General features: G+C 65.5%; 11 protein-coding genes. 6 read left to right on the plus strand and 5 right to left on the minus strand.

Annotation, left to right across the window (positions count from 1 at the left end; translation table 11 throughout):
* Positions 1-27 precede the first annotated feature (27 nt).
* The 6 genes from ACN4F8_RS12035 to ACN4F8_RS12060 all read left to right on the plus strand — a co-directional run bounded on the left by ACN4F8_RS12035 (position 28) and on the right by ACN4F8_RS12060 (position 8,013).
* Entirely contained in the window at positions 28-1,515 is a 1,488-nt protein-coding gene (locus tag ACN4F8_RS12035; RefSeq protein WP_419473818.1) for a hypothetical protein, read from the plus strand.
* 59 nt (positions 1,516-1,574) lie between these two features.
* A complete protein-coding gene (locus ACN4F8_RS12040) occupies positions 1,575-3,044 on the plus strand; it encodes a hypothetical protein (protein WP_419473819.1) in 1,470 nt (489 codons plus the stop codon).
* A gap of 12 nt (positions 3,045-3,056) precedes the next feature.
* A complete protein-coding gene (locus ACN4F8_RS12045; protein WP_419473820.1) occupies positions 3,057-3,704 on the plus strand; it encodes a glycoside hydrolase family 19 protein in 648 nt (215 codons plus the stop codon).
* A 28-nt stretch (positions 3,705-3,732) separates the two neighbouring features.
* Positions 3,733-4,884, plus strand: coding sequence for a hypothetical protein (locus ACN4F8_RS12050; RefSeq protein ID WP_419473821.1), 1,152 nt, complete (start codon positions 3,733-3,735; stop codon positions 4,882-4,884).
* 266 nt (positions 4,885-5,150) lie between these two features.
* Complete coding sequence (locus tag ACN4F8_RS12055; protein WP_419473822.1) at positions 5,151-7,439, plus strand: winged helix-turn-helix domain-containing protein; 2,289 nt, start codon at positions 5,151-5,153, stop codon at positions 7,437-7,439.
* A gap of 28 nt (positions 7,440-7,467) precedes the next feature.
* Positions 7,468-8,013 (plus strand): GNAT family N-acetyltransferase, encoded by a 546-nt coding sequence (locus ACN4F8_RS12060; protein WP_419473823.1) that lies wholly within the window; start codon positions 7,468-7,470, stop codon positions 8,011-8,013.
* Here ACN4F8_RS12060 and ACN4F8_RS12065 read toward each other — a convergent pair.
* The 5 genes from ACN4F8_RS12065 to ACN4F8_RS12085 form a co-directional block, all read right to left on the minus strand.
* A complete protein-coding gene (locus ACN4F8_RS12065) occupies positions 7,945-8,892 on the minus strand; it encodes a rhodanese-related sulfurtransferase (protein ID WP_419473824.1) in 948 nt (315 codons plus the stop codon). The two genes, ACN4F8_RS12060 and ACN4F8_RS12065, sit on opposite strands and share 69 nt — an antisense overlap.
* A gap of 65 nt (positions 8,893-8,957) precedes the next feature.
* Positions 8,958-10,031 (minus strand): patatin-like phospholipase family protein, encoded by a 1,074-nt coding sequence (locus ACN4F8_RS12070; RefSeq protein WP_419473825.1) that lies wholly within the window; start codon positions 10,029-10,031, stop codon positions 8,958-8,960.
* A 37-nt stretch (positions 10,032-10,068) separates the two neighbouring features.
* Complete coding sequence (locus tag ACN4F8_RS12075; RefSeq protein WP_419473826.1) at positions 10,069-10,920, minus strand: HDOD domain-containing protein; 852 nt, start codon at positions 10,918-10,920, stop codon at positions 10,069-10,071.
* 83 nt (positions 10,921-11,003) lie between these two features.
* Positions 11,004-11,831, minus strand: a complete 828-nt coding sequence (locus tag ACN4F8_RS12080; protein ID WP_419473827.1) for an HDOD domain-containing protein — start codon at positions 11,829-11,831, stop codon at positions 11,004-11,006.
* 138 nt (positions 11,832-11,969) lie between these two features.
* On the minus strand, positions 11,970-14,378 hold the full coding sequence (locus ACN4F8_RS12085; RefSeq protein WP_419473828.1) for a Tex family protein: 2,409 nt from the start codon (positions 14,376-14,378) through the stop codon (positions 11,970-11,972).
* Between the last annotated feature and the right edge of the window lie 174 nt (positions 14,379-14,552).

Genomic DNA, 14,552 nt, shown 5'->3' on the forward strand with positions numbered 1-14,552 from the left:
TCCCACCCCATCGTCCAGGAGTCCTTCATGTCGACCACCATCCCCTACTCGCCCTCGCTTGTGCTGGGCAGCATCGTCGAGCCCGCAACCATGGACAATCTGCTGGCCATCTCGGCCGCACAGACGCCCATTGACGCGGCGCAAGAGACGCTCAACTCCTTCATCTCCATGAAGCGCAGCCTGGAGATGACCGTGCAGGAGCTCATCAACATGGGCCTGGACCCCAAGGACCTGGTGAAGAAGGTCCAGGAGGTGGGCACCGATGTCGACAAGGCGGCCACGGCCTACGCCACCACCCGGCTGGAGCAGGAACTCAAGCTGCAACCCCTGCGCGCCAAGGTGCAGATCGTCAACGCCGGCGTCGAGAGCCCGATCGACTACAACCGCACCCAGATCAAGGCCCTGCCACTGGCCGCCGACTCGCTGAAGATGGACGCCCAGTTCTTCACCTTCGACGACAACGCCGAGAACGACAGCGACACGCTCTCCAACATCAAGTCCTATGTGAGTGCGGCCACCTCGTTTCTGGGTCAGGGCGTTTCATTCGACATGGCCAAGACCGCCGTGAACCAGGTCGAGAAGCAGCGCCAGATGCACAAGATCTCCGGCACCCTGGTGCTCACCGCCACCTGCACCCACAAGGAGGCGCAGGTGCTCTCGCCCTTCTACCTCGATGTGGACAAGGCCATTCGCGTGTGGAACCAGCTGTTCCCGGGTGCAAAAGACAAGATCCGCATGGACGAAACCACCCTGCGGCAGATCGCCGAGACCGAAGGCTCCACCACCGAGAAGTCGTTCAACATCATTTCAGGCGCCTCACTGGGATCGAGCTTTGTGGGCATGGTGCATGTGCTCAACGCAGAAGAATCCACGACCAGCCAGGACGACGAGTCGCGGGCCAAGGACATGAAGGCCACGCTGTCGCTGGGCTCGGCGATTGCGTCGCTCAAGGGCGGTTTCGGCGTCGACAAGAACTTCGCCCAGGACGTCAAGCGCCTGCTCAGCACCCAGAACATCACCTCCCACGTCACCCTCATCACGGCGGGCTACATCCCCACGATCAAGGCCAACCAGGTGGCGCTGGGCGTGAAGCAGTTCGCCAATTTCGACCCCTCGGACATGATGACCAGCCTGGCCAAGCTCTCCGACTTCACCTCGGCCGACCGTGCCTCGCTCCAGCAGGCGGCCACGGCGGCCCGCACCAAAGGCGAATTCGTGGCCCTGAAGACCGCCAATATCGAGAGCGTGATGCAAAGCCTGGCCAAACTGGACGACGGGCAAAACAGCATGCTCGACATCTCCTCCATGGTGGTGGCCTTCGAGGACTACGTGAACACCGCTGCGGCCGCCACGCCCGAGGCCGCCATCGGCGTGCCGATCAACTACTACCTCAAGCCCATCACGCGCACCCAGCTGGCGCAGATGTGGGTCTCGAAGTACTACCCCAACAAGTACCTCGACATTCAGGGCGACGACACACCACGCCCCAAGCAAGACGCGGCCGCGACCACCTGAGCGCGCCGGTTGTGACACGCGCACCTTGACACCCGATCCACCCCTTCCGGAGCCCTCCCATGCCTTCCACCATTCCCTACTCACCGTCGCTCGTGCTGGGCAGCATCGTTCACCCCGCCGCCATGGAGACCCTGCTGGCCATGTCCGCGCTGCAAGCGCCGGTCGATGCGGCGCAGGATGCGTTGAATTCGTTCATCTCGCTCAAGCGCGGACTGGAAATGACCGCCAGCGAACTGGTGAACATGAACATCGACCCCAAGAACCTGGTCGCCAAGATGCCCGAGGTCAACGCGGATCTGGAGAAAGCCGCTGTCGACTACGCCACCGTGCGCGTGCAGCAGGAACTGCAGATGCAGCCGTTGCGCGCCAAGGTGCAGCTGGTCAACTCGGGCGTGGAGAGCCCGCTGGACTACCAGCGAACCGTCCCCAAGCAAATGCCGCTGGCGGCGGACACGCTGAAGATGGACGCCCAGTACTTCTCGTTTGACCAGAACGAGCAGAAGGCGGAGAACACCATCTCCAACATCCAGCGCTTCATCAGCCTGGCCGGCTCCGAGATCGACAAGAGCGCCGGGTTCGAGGTGGCGCAATCCGCCGTCAAGCAGATCAACCGCCAGCGCCAGATGCACAAGATCGCCGGCACCCTGGTGCTCACCGCCAACTGCACGCACCGGCAAGCCACGGTGCTGGCGCCGCTGTGCCTGGACGTGGACAAGGCCATCCGGGTGTGGAACCAGCTGTTTCCCGATGCCAAGGACAGGATCCGGCCCGACGCCACCACCATGGCGCAGATCGCCAAGCAGGAGGGCAGCCCCGGCGAGAAGTCGTTCAACATCATCTCCGGCGCCACCTACGGCTCCAGCTTCGTGGGCATGGTGCACATCCTGCGCAAGGAGACCACCGCCACCAGCCAGCAGATGGAGTCCGACGTGGGCGAGCTGCAGATCCGGGCGGAGAGGGCCGACTGGTTGAGCGCGGCCAGTGGCTCGCTCGGCGTTGAAGACACCGAGAGCGATGACGAGAAGAGCCTCACCAGCCGCCAGGAGATCACCTCGCACGTGACCGTGATCACCTCGGGCGTGATCCTGGGCATTGCCGGCACCGACGTGCAGATGGCCGTGAAGACCTTCGCCACCGAAGAGGGCAAAACCACCATGGACGCACTGGCTGCGATGTCCAACACCGCCAACACCGGCGTGCAATCGATGCAGACACTGGCCGCCAACGCGCGTTCGGGCCAGGAGTTCACCGAGTTGCAGGCCAGCACCGTGACCAGCGTGTTGAGCAAGCTCGGCGAGATCCAGGGCATGAAGGTCAGGGTGCTCGACGTGAACTCCCTGATGACGGCGTTCGACAACTACGTGGAGGCAGCCCGCAAGGGCGGCATCGGCGTGCCGATCAACTACTACCTCAAACCCATCACCCGCACCCAGTTGGCGCAGATGTGGGTCAGCAAGTACTACCCGGACAAATTCCTCGCGATCCAGGGTGATGACAGTGCCGCGGCCGCCAACGCCCCGCAGCAATAAGGGAGAGACCACATGAACGCCAACGATCTGGCGGCCCTCACCGGACGCCCGGCCGACGAAGTCGCTTCCTGGCTGCAGCCGATCCAGGCCGCCATGACGGAATTCGAGATCAACACCGCCGCCCGCGAGGCGGCGTTTCTGGCCCAGATCGTCCACGAGTCGGATGGTCTGCGCGCGACCGAAGAAAGCCTCAACTACAGCGCCAAACGCCTGCCCGAGGTGTGGCCCAAACACTTTTTTCTGCCACCCGACGACGCCAACGGCCGCCTCGATGCCACCCCGTTCGAGCACCACCCCGAAGCGCTGGCCAACGTGGTGTACGCCAACCGCATGGGCAACGGGCCCGAGGGCAGCGGCGATGGCTGGCGTTACCGCGGTCGAGGCCTGATCCAGCTGACCGGGCGGCACCTCTACACCGAGGCCGGCGCCGCCCTGCAACTCGACCTGGTGAACCAGCCCGACGCCTTGCTGCAGCCCGCCGCCGCCGCCCGGGCGGCCGGCTGGTACTGGCAACACATCAACGGCAACGCCCTGGCGGACACGGCCACACCGCAGTCCTTTGAGCAGCTCACCGTCGCCATCAACGGCGCGTTGCTGGGCGAAGAACACCGAGAGCAGCTGTGGAAGCAGGCGCAGGCGCTGCTCTGTGCATCGGCCTGAGCACTGACCAACCCACCGGGGTGAACGCATGGACCGCCTTTTTCCCTGCGCGCTGGCGTGTCTGCTCTCGCTGTTGTCGCTCATCACCCACGCCCAAACAGCGCCGCCCACCGCCACGCCCCCGGTGATCCCCGTGCCCACATGGCCCCATGTGAGGGCGATCGTGGGGGAGCTGGAAATAGACCGGATCGTCGAAGTTCAGGTCGATCACCTGGCAGAGTGGAACCTTGCCCTGGGCGGACCAGCCGCCACGCGCAGCGGGCCCGCGTCGGTCCACCCAGCCTGGCAGTTGGTGCCTTACCTCAATGGGCGTGCGCTCTCGGGCGTGACACCACTGGCGGTGGACCTCGGCAGCGGTCGGCTTCAGTTTCATCTGCGCATCACCGACCGCAACCGGGACATCTGGACCCACCTGCTCAGCCCGCTGACCTTCCGGCGGTCGGTGCAATTCAGCGTCGGCCTGGAACAGGTGGACCCGTTTGCGACCGACTTCACCCAGGCCAGCGGGCGCGCGCAGCTCACCGTGCTCAACTGGCGCTGGTTGCTCATCGCCTTGGTGATCGTGGCCACGATCAGTCTGGCTTTCTGCGCACTGGCCATGCACACCACCCTGCTGATGGAGCGCTACCAACTTCCCGCAGGCATCCTGTCGCACCGGTTCAGCCTGGCCAAGGTGCAACTTGCGCTGTGGTTCTTCGTGATCTTCGGTGCCTTTCTGGTGATCTGGGTGGCCACCGGCAACTTCGACACGCTGAACAGCTCCATCCTGTCGACGCTGAGCATCAGCGCAGGCACCGCGCTGGGCGACACCTTCGTGAAAGCGGCGGGCCCTCCCACAGCGGTGGCGGCCCTGCAGGCTGGCGACACCGACACCTTCAACGCACCCCGCTGGAAGGTGCGGCGCTTCATGCGCGAGCTGATCTCCGATGACGAAGGCTGCTCCATCGCCAGATTTCAGATGCTCGCGTGGACCGTCGCACTGGTCATCGTCTTTCTGGCCGATGTGTTCAACGACCTTCAGATGCCCGTTTTCGGTCCCGAACTGCTCTATTTGCTGGGCCTGAGCACGGGCACCTACGTCGCTCACCGCGTGCCGGAAATGCAGCGCGACCGCCAGCGCACGGACGCAGCCACCCAGGCTGCAACGCCCGGGCCGCAGTCACCCCCCCGGCCAGCTTGATTGGACTGGACGTCGGTGGACAGTGCGCTGTCGGAAAACGCCGATGAAACAGGCCAGGTCAGGTCATGGGTCGACAAACCCATGGTGTGTGCGGTTCCAACGTTCTATAAAGTCACAAACAGAACAATAAATACTTACATTTGGTTGTCTGGATTGCACCAAGGCCGCTGCGGGTGCGCCCCTTTTCGCCAATGCAATGCCCACAGCAAAGCGCACGCGCACAGCATTTTTGAACCTGTCGCCTCAAAACTCGGAGAAGTGGGGGCATGGCATCGCGAATCGTCCACAAGGAACCCAAGATGACGGAAAAAAGCAGCGCCTGGCGGGAGGAATACCACTTCGAAAATTGCGTCATCCGCAGCGACACGCGAGAACTTTTGCGGGACGGGGTCGTCCAGAAGATCGAACGTCGCTCCTTCGATCTCATCCTGTACCTGCTCAAGCTCGAGGGGCGGGTGGCCAGCAAGGACGAGCTGCTGGAACACGTGTGGGGCAATCACTTTGTTTCCGAATCGGTGATCGCGCAAAGCATCATGAAAGTGCGCAAGGCCTTGGGCATCTCGGGCAAGGAGCCCGGGCCCATCAAGACCATCCACCGGGTGGGCTACCGCTTCGCCAGCGAGGTGCGAAAGGCCATTGCCACGCCTGCGTCTGCCTCCCCGGCTGCCGAAATGGCATTGCGTCCGGCGGGTCCAAGCCGCGTGCTGTGGTTGCCCACCGACTGCACCTTGCCCCGCGAAGACCTTTCATGGGTTCGCTATGGCCTGCTGTCGGTGGCCAGCCATGTGTTGCACGGGCATGGTGTGGCCACCGTGCCGGCCAGCGAGGCGATCCGGGTGCATGAGTCGATGGAGGACGACCGGTACCGAAGTGCCAGCGTTGTGTGGCCCGGCACCCGCGAAATCGCCATACCGGTGGTGCGCAGCCGGATGACGGCGCAGGACGACCGGTTCAGGCTCGAATGGTGGATGCAGCTGGACGGCGTGGGCCACAGCAACCATGTGGAAGGCCCCGCCCCCGCCGAGCTCGCACTGCGGGCTGCGCGCGAGGTGTCGCTCATTGTCCGCATGAGATCGGGGTTGCAACCCAACGCCGGGCAGGAAACCAGGTTCTGGGAGGACGCGGACCAGCTGGTTTCGCTGGCGGTGTCCCTGGACCAGTCCGACAAGGCCTTGCCCCTGATGGCGATCTGCGTCGACATGCCCCACTGCCCGCTGCGCATCTGGGCCGAATACGCGCTGGTGATGGCCCAGCGCGCAGACCCATCCACCCTCCTGCGCACGCAGCGCATGGCCCAACTGGCCATTGAGGCCAAAGACGGCGCCCACGAGGGGTGGGCGAACCTGTGCAGCGCCCTGTACATCCTCTACCAGCATCGCACGGCAGAAGCCGTCGAGCGGGCCATGGCCGGCGTGGCGATGGTGCGCCAGGCCGCGCCTCACCCGTGCCATGCCAGGGCACTGCTGCTGGCATCGCAGGTGCTGGCCACCGCAGGCAAGGCCACTGAGGCGGTCGCGCTGTGGCGCGAAGCCGCCTCCCTGATCAACCCTTCGTCCTCCCCCGATCTCGTGTGTCGTGTGCACCTGCTGCGGTGCGAGCTGGACCACATCGCCACGGGTCAGACCGCCGGTGGCGACACGCACACCCATGCCGACCCAACCGCCAGCGCGCGCTGGCTCGGCCATGCACCCACCACCGCATGGCTGCAGATCCTCCATGGCGTCCGGGCCTGTGCTCGGGGCGAGTGGGAGGCGTGCCGACACCAACTTGAAAGCGGCCTCGAATCCAGTGAACGGGGTGGTCCTGCGCTTGCGCGTCTGTTCGCGCAGCTCCAGTTGGGCAGCCTTCACGCGCGCAGCGACGACCAGGCTGGCCTGAGTGCCAGCGTGATCGCGGTCGAGCATCCTGCCCTGCGCTCGGCCCCCATGGGCATCGCCGTGGGCCGATGGTTGCAAGCACGCTGTTGTTATCTGGCTGGTGATCCTGACAAAGCGCTGGCGCTGGCCGAGGACGCCATGCAAGACATGGCCGACTTTGGCATCTGGTGTTCCGAAGACCAATGGCTGTTCGTGGCCCAGCTCGCGCTGGTGGCGGGCAAACGGCGTGCGGCCAGGGCCTTGCTCATGCGCCTGCAGGCGCGACACGCGAGCCGCCCGCTGCAACCCCGACAGGCCACGGCGCTGGCGGTGGAGGGCATGGTCGAGTACGCCGAAGGCAACGCGAGCAAGGCCCTGGCGCTGTTCGACCAGGCCGTTCGCCTGGCGCGGGGGACCTTGATGTCCAACATCATCCTGTTTGGCCACACCTGGCTGGCGCTGGTCGATGGGCGCAACCCCACGCCTGTCCAGCTCGCGCCCGCCGGGCAATGGGTGGACGCCACGCGCGAAGGCCGGCACCTGCGCGCCATGCTGTTGAACAAACCCTACTGGGCCCTCGCGCAACGCCAGCATCCCGTGTTGCTGGGCACGGCGGCCCGCTTGATGACACACCGGGTGGCCGACGTGGGAGAACAAGGCCAGTCGAACTACGCGCACTACCTGCCGCTGCCCGTGTGATGGTGTGATGCCCAGGTTTTCCACCAGGATGCTGACGCCCGGGGAATGCGCTGCGTTCGCCGAATTCGAGCGAAACAACCGCGAACCTTTTGAACACTTCAACGAACCGAAGCCGGCGGGTTACTACAGTGAAGCCGGGATGGAGCAAGCCTTTGACAAGCTGCTTGCCCGGCAACACCCCCAGCGCCACCTCACCCGGGTGCTCACGGTGGCAGGGTCCACCCACTGGGTGGGCAAAGGCAGTCTCACCGTGCACCGGGGTGGTTCAGGCGAGTTCGCCAGGCTGGTGTACCAGACCGATCGACTGCACTGGCGCCAAGGCGCTGCCCGAGCGCTGCTCGACGCCCTGATCCATGAGGCGAATGCGCTGGACCTGCCTCGGGTGGACGCCTTGATTGCCAGCGACAACACCGTGTCTCTGCACTTGCTGCGCAGAGCCGGATTCAAGGTCGCAGGCTGGAGCTCGCCGGCTGCGCTGCTGCGTGGGCCGATCGACTGCCTGCAGCTAAGCCGGTCCTTGCGCAGTGCCGTCGGGCTGGCCCTGGCGCGCACCCACATGCACCTGCCCGCGTGACTGCGCCAGTTCAACCTGGCGCTGGCGCTCGGCAAGCTGGGCTTTCTCCTGCGGGCTGCGCTGGTCATGGCAGTGCGGGCAACTCACGCCCTTCACATAGTGCGCCGAAGCCTTCTCGGTTTCGCTCAGCGGCCAGCGGCACGAGCGGCACAACTCGTGAGGTCCGGGCTGCAAACCGTGACCCACGCTCACGCGTTCGTCGAACACGAAGCAGTCGCCCTGCCAGGTGCTTTGTTCGGGTGGGATCTCTTCAAGGTATTTGAGGATGCCGCCTTCGAGGTGGTAGACCTCATCAAACCCGCGCATCTTCATGAGCGCGGTGGACTTTTCGCAGCGGATGCCGCCGGTGCAGAACATCGCCACCTTGGGCTTCTTGCCGTCTTGCAAGGCCGGCTGTGCGTCCAGCCAGGCGGGCAGCTCGGTGAAGGTCTTGATGTTCGGATTGACCGCGCCAGCGAAGGTGCCGATGGCCACCTCGTAGTCGTTGCGGGTGTCGATCACGAGCACATCGGGGTCGGCCAGCAGGGCGTTCCAGTCTTGTGGTTTCACGTACTGGCCCACGGTCTTGTTCGGGTCCAGGCCGGGCACGCGCAGGGTCACGATCTCGTTCTTCAGGCGCACCTTCATGCGGTGAAACGGCGGGTGCCCGCTCCACGACTCCTTGTGCGGCAGACGGGCCAGGCGCTCGTCAGATCGCAGGTGCGCCAGCACGGCGCGCACGCCCGCCTCGGGGCCGGCGATGGTGCCGTTGATGCCTTCGCGCGCGATCAGCAGCGTGCCCTTGACACCGTTGGTCTCGCAGCAGGCCTGCAGCGGTTCGCGCAGATCGGCGAAGTCGGGCAGATCGACAAACTGGTAGAGGGCGGCGGTGAGGTACATGGGGGCAGAAATGGGGACGGAAGGCTCGGCGGACATGCCCGCAATTATCCCCCTGCCCCGCCCGCTCACAGCGGCTGCAGCCGGGTGGGGTCTGGCCGTTCAAGCCACTGCGCGAACTCGTCGGCCAGTTGCTGGCTGGCGGCGGTGGCACCGCTCCAGGCCTTCATGCGCCCGGCGAGGTCGGGGCCGTAGCGGGTGAAATCCTGGCGGTCGGGCAGCTTGGCGTCGGGCAGGGTCTTCACCCACGCCGGGTCGGGTGCGAGCATCAGCATGTGGTCCAGCGCGGGGCTGCTGCGGTGGCGGCCCTTCCAGGCCTTGTCGAGCCAGCCCGGCACCACCGCTTGCTGGAAGTGGGGGTACAGCACGATGGGCGCCTTGGTCGGCGGCTGGTAGTCCAGATGCAGGTGGTAGTCGGTGATGCCGCCGTCCCAGTAGGCGCCCGGTGGCGCGCCGGCAATGCCGTGCACCGGGCGCAGCACGAAGGGAATGGAACAACTGGCCTGCAACGCGTCCATGAAGTTGGCCTCGCTCAGCATCACCTGGCGGGTGCGGAAATCCTGCGTGGCAAACGGCAGCTCGGCGGTGGTGGAAAACACCACCCGCTCCAGCCAGGCTCCCAGCGCCTTGCGGTGCAGCGCATTGGCAGCAAACGCACCCAGGTAGCCCAGCGGAGTGCGCACGCGGCCCTCTCGGCCCAGCACATGGCGCCCACGCGAGGTCACGATGTGCAGGTGGTAGCGCGGGTGGTGCAGCACCTGCGGGATGCGTCCGCCATAAAACAGCTTCAGGCTGCCGCCGAACTGCTCGCTCACCTGGTCGGGTGTGGGGCGCTTCTGGCCCGGTGGCAAGGCGTAGTGCTGGGCGATGTAATCACGCTCCAGCCGCTCGAAGCCGGCCACCGACGCGTCCAGGCAGGCCGTGGCCATGCGCCACGCACCGATGGAGGCTCCCACCAGATGCACCGGCTGTGCGCTTTGGGGCAGCCAGTGGCCGAAGAGGAAGCGGTCGAGCGGCCCCAGGATCAGGCCTTTGGGCCCTCCGGCGGCGGCGGGGATCACGCCCACGTCCTGCGGGCGAAGACCGTGTTGCTCGATGTGCTGGCGGGCGCGCGGGCCGGCGTAGAGGCGAAGGGCTTGCATGGCCGCGATTGTCTCGCAGCCTGTTTTCAGGGCGGGTTCAGGTGATGACCGAATCGTCCGGCGTTTCTTCGACTTCCGTGATCTCGGTGTGGCGCGAGATTGAGGGAATTTCCTCGGCCACCACGGTGTCCGGGTCGATGCCCAGCACCAGGCCCACCGGATCGGGGTAGGTGTTGATCAGCAGCTCGGAGCGCATGGCCTGCTCTTCGGCCCGTGCGCGCCACGAGCCGATGTGAATGACGCCGGCGATCGGCTCGTAGACCTCGTTTTCGAACGGCGCGGTCTGGTGCTCGATGGCGTTGATCATGCGTTTCGGAAAATTCCACTCGCGCGCCAGGGCGGCACCCACCTCGGCGTAGCTGTAGCCAAAGAGGCCACGCTCGGCCGCCGAGCGTTTGAGGTCGAGCATGGGCACGCTGCGGTCCAGGTCGATCATGGCCTCGGGCATGCCCACGTGCATCACGAGTTCGCCGATGCCATGGATCAGGCCGGCGGTGAAGGCGGTGTTCTCGTCGATGCGGATCGGCAGCGCGATGTAGCGCGAGAGGTTGGCGGTGTTGAGGCTGTAGCGCCAGAACTGGTTTAGGTTGACGCCGCCCACGGCGTGAAACCCTTCCCCCAGCGAGGCGGCAATGACCAGCGCCCGCACCTTGATCAGACCCAGCACCTGGATCGATTCGCGCGCGTTGGACACCGAGCGGTGCAGGCCGAAGAAGGCCGAGTTGGCGGTCTTGAGCAGTTTGGCGGTGAGCACCGGATCGTCTTCGATGTAGGCCGCTGCCTGCATCGCATCGACATCTTCCTGATCGAAAGTTTCGATCAGCTTGCGCACCACCTTGGGGGCAGATGGCAACGCATCGGGTCGTTTCAGAAGCTTCTCGAGATGCATGTCATTCCCCCAACTTGTATGCCCACCCGATTGGGGTTTGCTGATTTTTTATCGCCTGAAAACCTGCGCACTTGAGTTCTTTTTCAGTCAATGAACGCACCCAGGGCCTGGCTGAACGACCACTCGGAGGGGTCCTTGCCCAGCACACTGTCCAGGTCAAGCCCCAGCGACAGGCCCACCAGATCGGGAAAGGTGGCCACGAGTCCGTTTTCGTCGAGCTGGATCTCTTCGGCGCGTGCGCGCCAGGAGGCCAGGTGCAGCACGCCCCCGAGGGGGTCGTAGGCCTCGCCTTCGAAGGGGCTGATCTGGTTGTTCAGCGCAGAGACGATGGTGGTGGGGAACTGCCACTTCTCGGCCATGCCCGCGCCCACCTGGGCATAGGTGTAGCCGAACACCGACATCTCGGCCTGTGCGCGGTTCAGATCCAGTGGCGGCGTGCCCATGTCCAGCGGCGCGACCAGATCGGGCATGGCGATGTGCATGATCAGGTCGCCAATGGCGTGGATCAGGCCGGCGGTGAAGGCGTTGCTCTCGTTCTGACGCAGCACGCCCGCGAGCGATTTGGAGATGTCGGCCACGCGCAGGCTGTAGCGCCAGAACTGCGGCAGGTTCACCCCGGGCACATTTTTGAAACTCGAACCCAGGGCTGCAGCCATCACCAGCGAGCGCACATGGGTCATGCCCAGCATGGCCACGGCTTCTTCGGCGCTGCCGATCTTGCGGCTGACGCGGAAAAACGCCGAATTGGACAGGCGCAGCACCCGCGTGGTGAGCGACGGATCTTGCGAGATCAGGTCGGACACCCGCTTGGGACTCGGATCGTCCTTGTTCATCTCCGCCAGGAGGTCGGACACGGTGCGCGACATGGCGGGCAGCGCGCGGGGAAAGTTCAGCAGGGCTTCGAGTTGCATGGGGTGAAGTCCGATGGCGGCTTGGGGTCGTTGCGGGCAATGACCTGATGATTGCCCGTCCCAAGGTGTATCGGCGGCAATGCCCCCAACTTGAGCCCCTACCCCAGCCACGAACTGGCCGGGTTCAATCCGGTTTTCTCAGCCCTTGCGGTCTTTGCCCGAGCCCTGCAGGCGGGCAAACGCGGACGCCATGGCCGACGGTGCCGCTGCCCCCGAGCCGCCGGTCGCGTTGCGCCCGTCCGGGCGACCCGATCGGACCGGCTCGAAGCGGTTGTCGCGCGGGCCGGCGCCCTGCCCTGCACTGCGCCCCGGCGCATCCCCCAGCTTCATCGACAGGCCGATGCGCTTGCGCGCCACGTCGACTTCCATCACCTTGACCTTGACGATGTCGCCGGTCTTGACGATCTCGCGCGCGTCGTTCACGAACTTGTGCGCCAGCTGGCTCACATGCACCAGACCGTCCTGGTGAACGCCCAGGTCGATGAAGGCGCCGAACTGGGCGACGTTGCTCACCGTGCCTTCGAGGATCATGCCCTCGCGCAGGTCGCTGATGTCGTCCACGCCGTCGTTGAAGCGCGCCACCTGGAAGTCCGGGCGCGGGTCACGGCCGGGCTTCTCCAGTTCGCCCAGGATGTCCTTGACCGTGATCACGCCGAAGCGCTCGTTGGCGAACAGCTCGGGCCGCAGGGTCTTGAGCATGTCGGCGCGGCCCATGAGCTCGGCCACCGGCTTGCCGGTGGTTTTCATGATCTGCTCCACCACCGGGTAGGTCTCGGGGTGCACGCCAGTCATGTCCAGCGGGTTGTCGCCACCGCGGATGCGCAGGAACCCCGCGCTCTGCTCGAAGGTTTTGGCGCCCAGGCCCGCCACGTCCATGAGCTGCTGGCGGTTCTTGAAAGCGCCGTGTGCCTCGCGCCAGCGCACCACGGCCTTGGCCACGCTGCCGGAGAGACCCGACACCTTGGAGAGCAGCGGCACGCTGGCGGTGTTGAGGTCCACGCCCACGCCGTTCACGCAGTCTTCCACCACCGCGTCCAGCGTGCGCGCGAGTTCGCTCTGGTTCACGTCGTGCTGGTACTGGCCCACGCCGATGCTCTTGGGGTCGATCTTCACCAGCTCGGCCAGCGGGTCTTGCAGGCGGCGCGCGATGCTGGCCGCGCCGCGCAGGCTCACGTCCACGTCGGGCATTTCCAGAGACGCGAATTCGCTGGCCGAATAGACCGAGGCGCCCGCTTCGCTCACCACCACCTTCTGGATCTCGGGCCGGGCGAGCTGCTTCATCAGGTCGGCGGCCAGCTTGTCGGTTTCGCGGCTGGCGGTGCCGTTGCCGATGGCGATCAGGTTCACGCCGTGTTTCTCGCTCAGCAGGCGCAGCGTGTGCAGCGCACCGTCCCAGTCGCGCCGGGGTTCGTGCGGGTACACCGTGGCGGTGTCCACCAGCTTGCCGGTGGCGTCCACCACCGCCACCTTCACGCCGGTGCGGATGCCCGGGTCCAGGCCCATCACCACCTTGGGGCCGGCGGGTGCGGCCAGCAGCAGGTCGCGCAGGTTGTCGGCAAAGACCTTGATCGCCACCGCCTCGGCGCTTTCGCGCAGGCGGGCGAACAGGTCGCGCTCGCTGGACAGAGAAAGCTTCACGCGCCAGGTCCAGGCCACGCACTTGCGCAGCAGGTCGTCGGCCTTGCGGCCCTGGTGGCTCCAGCCCAGCTGCAGGGCGATGCGGCCTTCGGCGAGGCTCGGCACAACCACCGTTCGGGCTGAGCCTGTCGAAGCAGGCGTGTCCACAGGTTCCGGCAGCACCAGCTTGGCATCCAGGATCTCCAGCGAGCGGCCACGGAAAACGGCCAGCGCACGGTGCGAAGGCACGCGCGCGATCGGTTCGTCGTAGTCGAAGTAGTCGCGAAACTTGGCCACCTCGGGCGCGTTCTCATCTTTGCCAGCCACCAGCGTGCTCTTGAGCAGGCCTTCGTTCCAGAGCCATTCGCGCAGGTTCTGCAGCAGCGCGGCGTCTTCGGCCCAGCGCTCGGAGAGGATGTCGCGCACACCGTCCAGCACGGCCGGCACGGTGGAGAAATCGGCGCCGGGTTTGCCGTCGTCCAGCACCTCGGGTGGGCGGGTGAAGGCCTGGGCCTCGGTGGCGGGGTCCAGCGTGGGGTCGGCCCAGAGCTGGTCGGCCAGGGGTTCGATGCCGAATTCGCGGGCGATCACGCCTTTTGTGCGACGGCGCTGCTTGAACGGCAGGTAGAGGTCTTCCAGCTCCTGCTTGGTGGCTGCCAGCAGCACGGCCGCGCGCAACTCGGGCGTGAGTTTGCCCTGCTCGTCAATGCTTTTGAGAATGGTTTCGCGGCGCGCTTCGAGTTCACGCAGGTACTCCAGCCGGTAGGCCAGTTCGCGCAGCTGGATGTCGTCCAGCCCGCCGGTGGCTTCCTTGCGGTAGCGCGCGATGAAGGGCACGGTGGCCCCGCCGTCGATGAGGTCCACGGCGGCCTGGACCTGGTGAACGCCAACCCGGATTTCCTGCGCAATCTGCGCAACGATGTTCTGCATCTGTGGCTCTGCACGCCTCTGGGGCGCTTGTCGGTGTGGTTGAAAAAGCGGGGGGAGTGTGCCACACGCCACGAGGCGGGTCTGGCAGGCAAACAAGGGCATCTGCGGAGAACTTTTTTCTCATGAACGCATGACTTTTGTCACCATCCGATCCCTGTCTGACCACGAAATACC

This window comes from Hydrogenophaga sp., from assembly GCF_048549895.1.
Lineage (GTDB): Bacteria > Pseudomonadota > Gammaproteobacteria > Burkholderiales > Burkholderiaceae_C > Hydrogenophaga.

Bases quoted from the DNA above. Each gene is read 5' to 3' on its own strand.
- ACN4F8_RS12070 (WP_419473825.1), bottom strand. From the start codon at position 10,031: ATGCAAGCCCTTCGCCTCTACGCCGGCCCGCGCGCCCGCCAGCACATC.
- ACN4F8_RS12080 (WP_419473827.1), bottom strand. From the start codon at position 11,831: ATGCAACTCGAAGCCCTGCTGAACTTTCCCCGCGCGCTGCCCGCCATG.
- ACN4F8_RS12060 (WP_419473823.1), top strand. From the start codon at position 7,468: ATGCTGACGCCCGGGGAATGCGCTGCGTTCGCCGAATTCGAGCGAAAC.
- ACN4F8_RS12085 (WP_419473828.1), bottom strand. From the start codon at position 14,378: ATGCAGAACATCGTTGCGCAGATTGCGCAGGAAATCCGGGTTGGCGTT.
- ACN4F8_RS12040 (WP_419473819.1), top strand. From the start codon at position 1,575: ATGCCTTCCACCATTCCCTACTCACCGTCGCTCGTGCTGGGCAGCATC.
- ACN4F8_RS12075 (WP_419473826.1), bottom strand. From the start codon at position 10,920: ATGCATCTCGAGAAGCTTCTGAAACGACCCGATGCGTTGCCATCTGCC.
- ACN4F8_RS12065 (WP_419473824.1), bottom strand. From the start codon at position 8,892: ATGTACCTCACCGCCGCCCTCTACCAGTTTGTCGATCTGCCCGACTTC.
- ACN4F8_RS12050 (WP_419473821.1), top strand. From the start codon at position 3,733: ATGGACCGCCTTTTTCCCTGCGCGCTGGCGTGTCTGCTCTCGCTGTTG.
- ACN4F8_RS12055 (WP_419473822.1), top strand. From the start codon at position 5,151: ATGGCATCGCGAATCGTCCACAAGGAACCCAAGATGACGGAAAAAAGC.
- ACN4F8_RS12035 (WP_419473818.1), top strand. From the start codon at position 28: ATGTCGACCACCATCCCCTACTCGCCCTCGCTTGTGCTGGGCAGCATC.
- ACN4F8_RS12045 (WP_419473820.1), top strand. From the start codon at position 3,057: ATGAACGCCAACGATCTGGCGGCCCTCACCGGACGCCCGGCCGACGAA.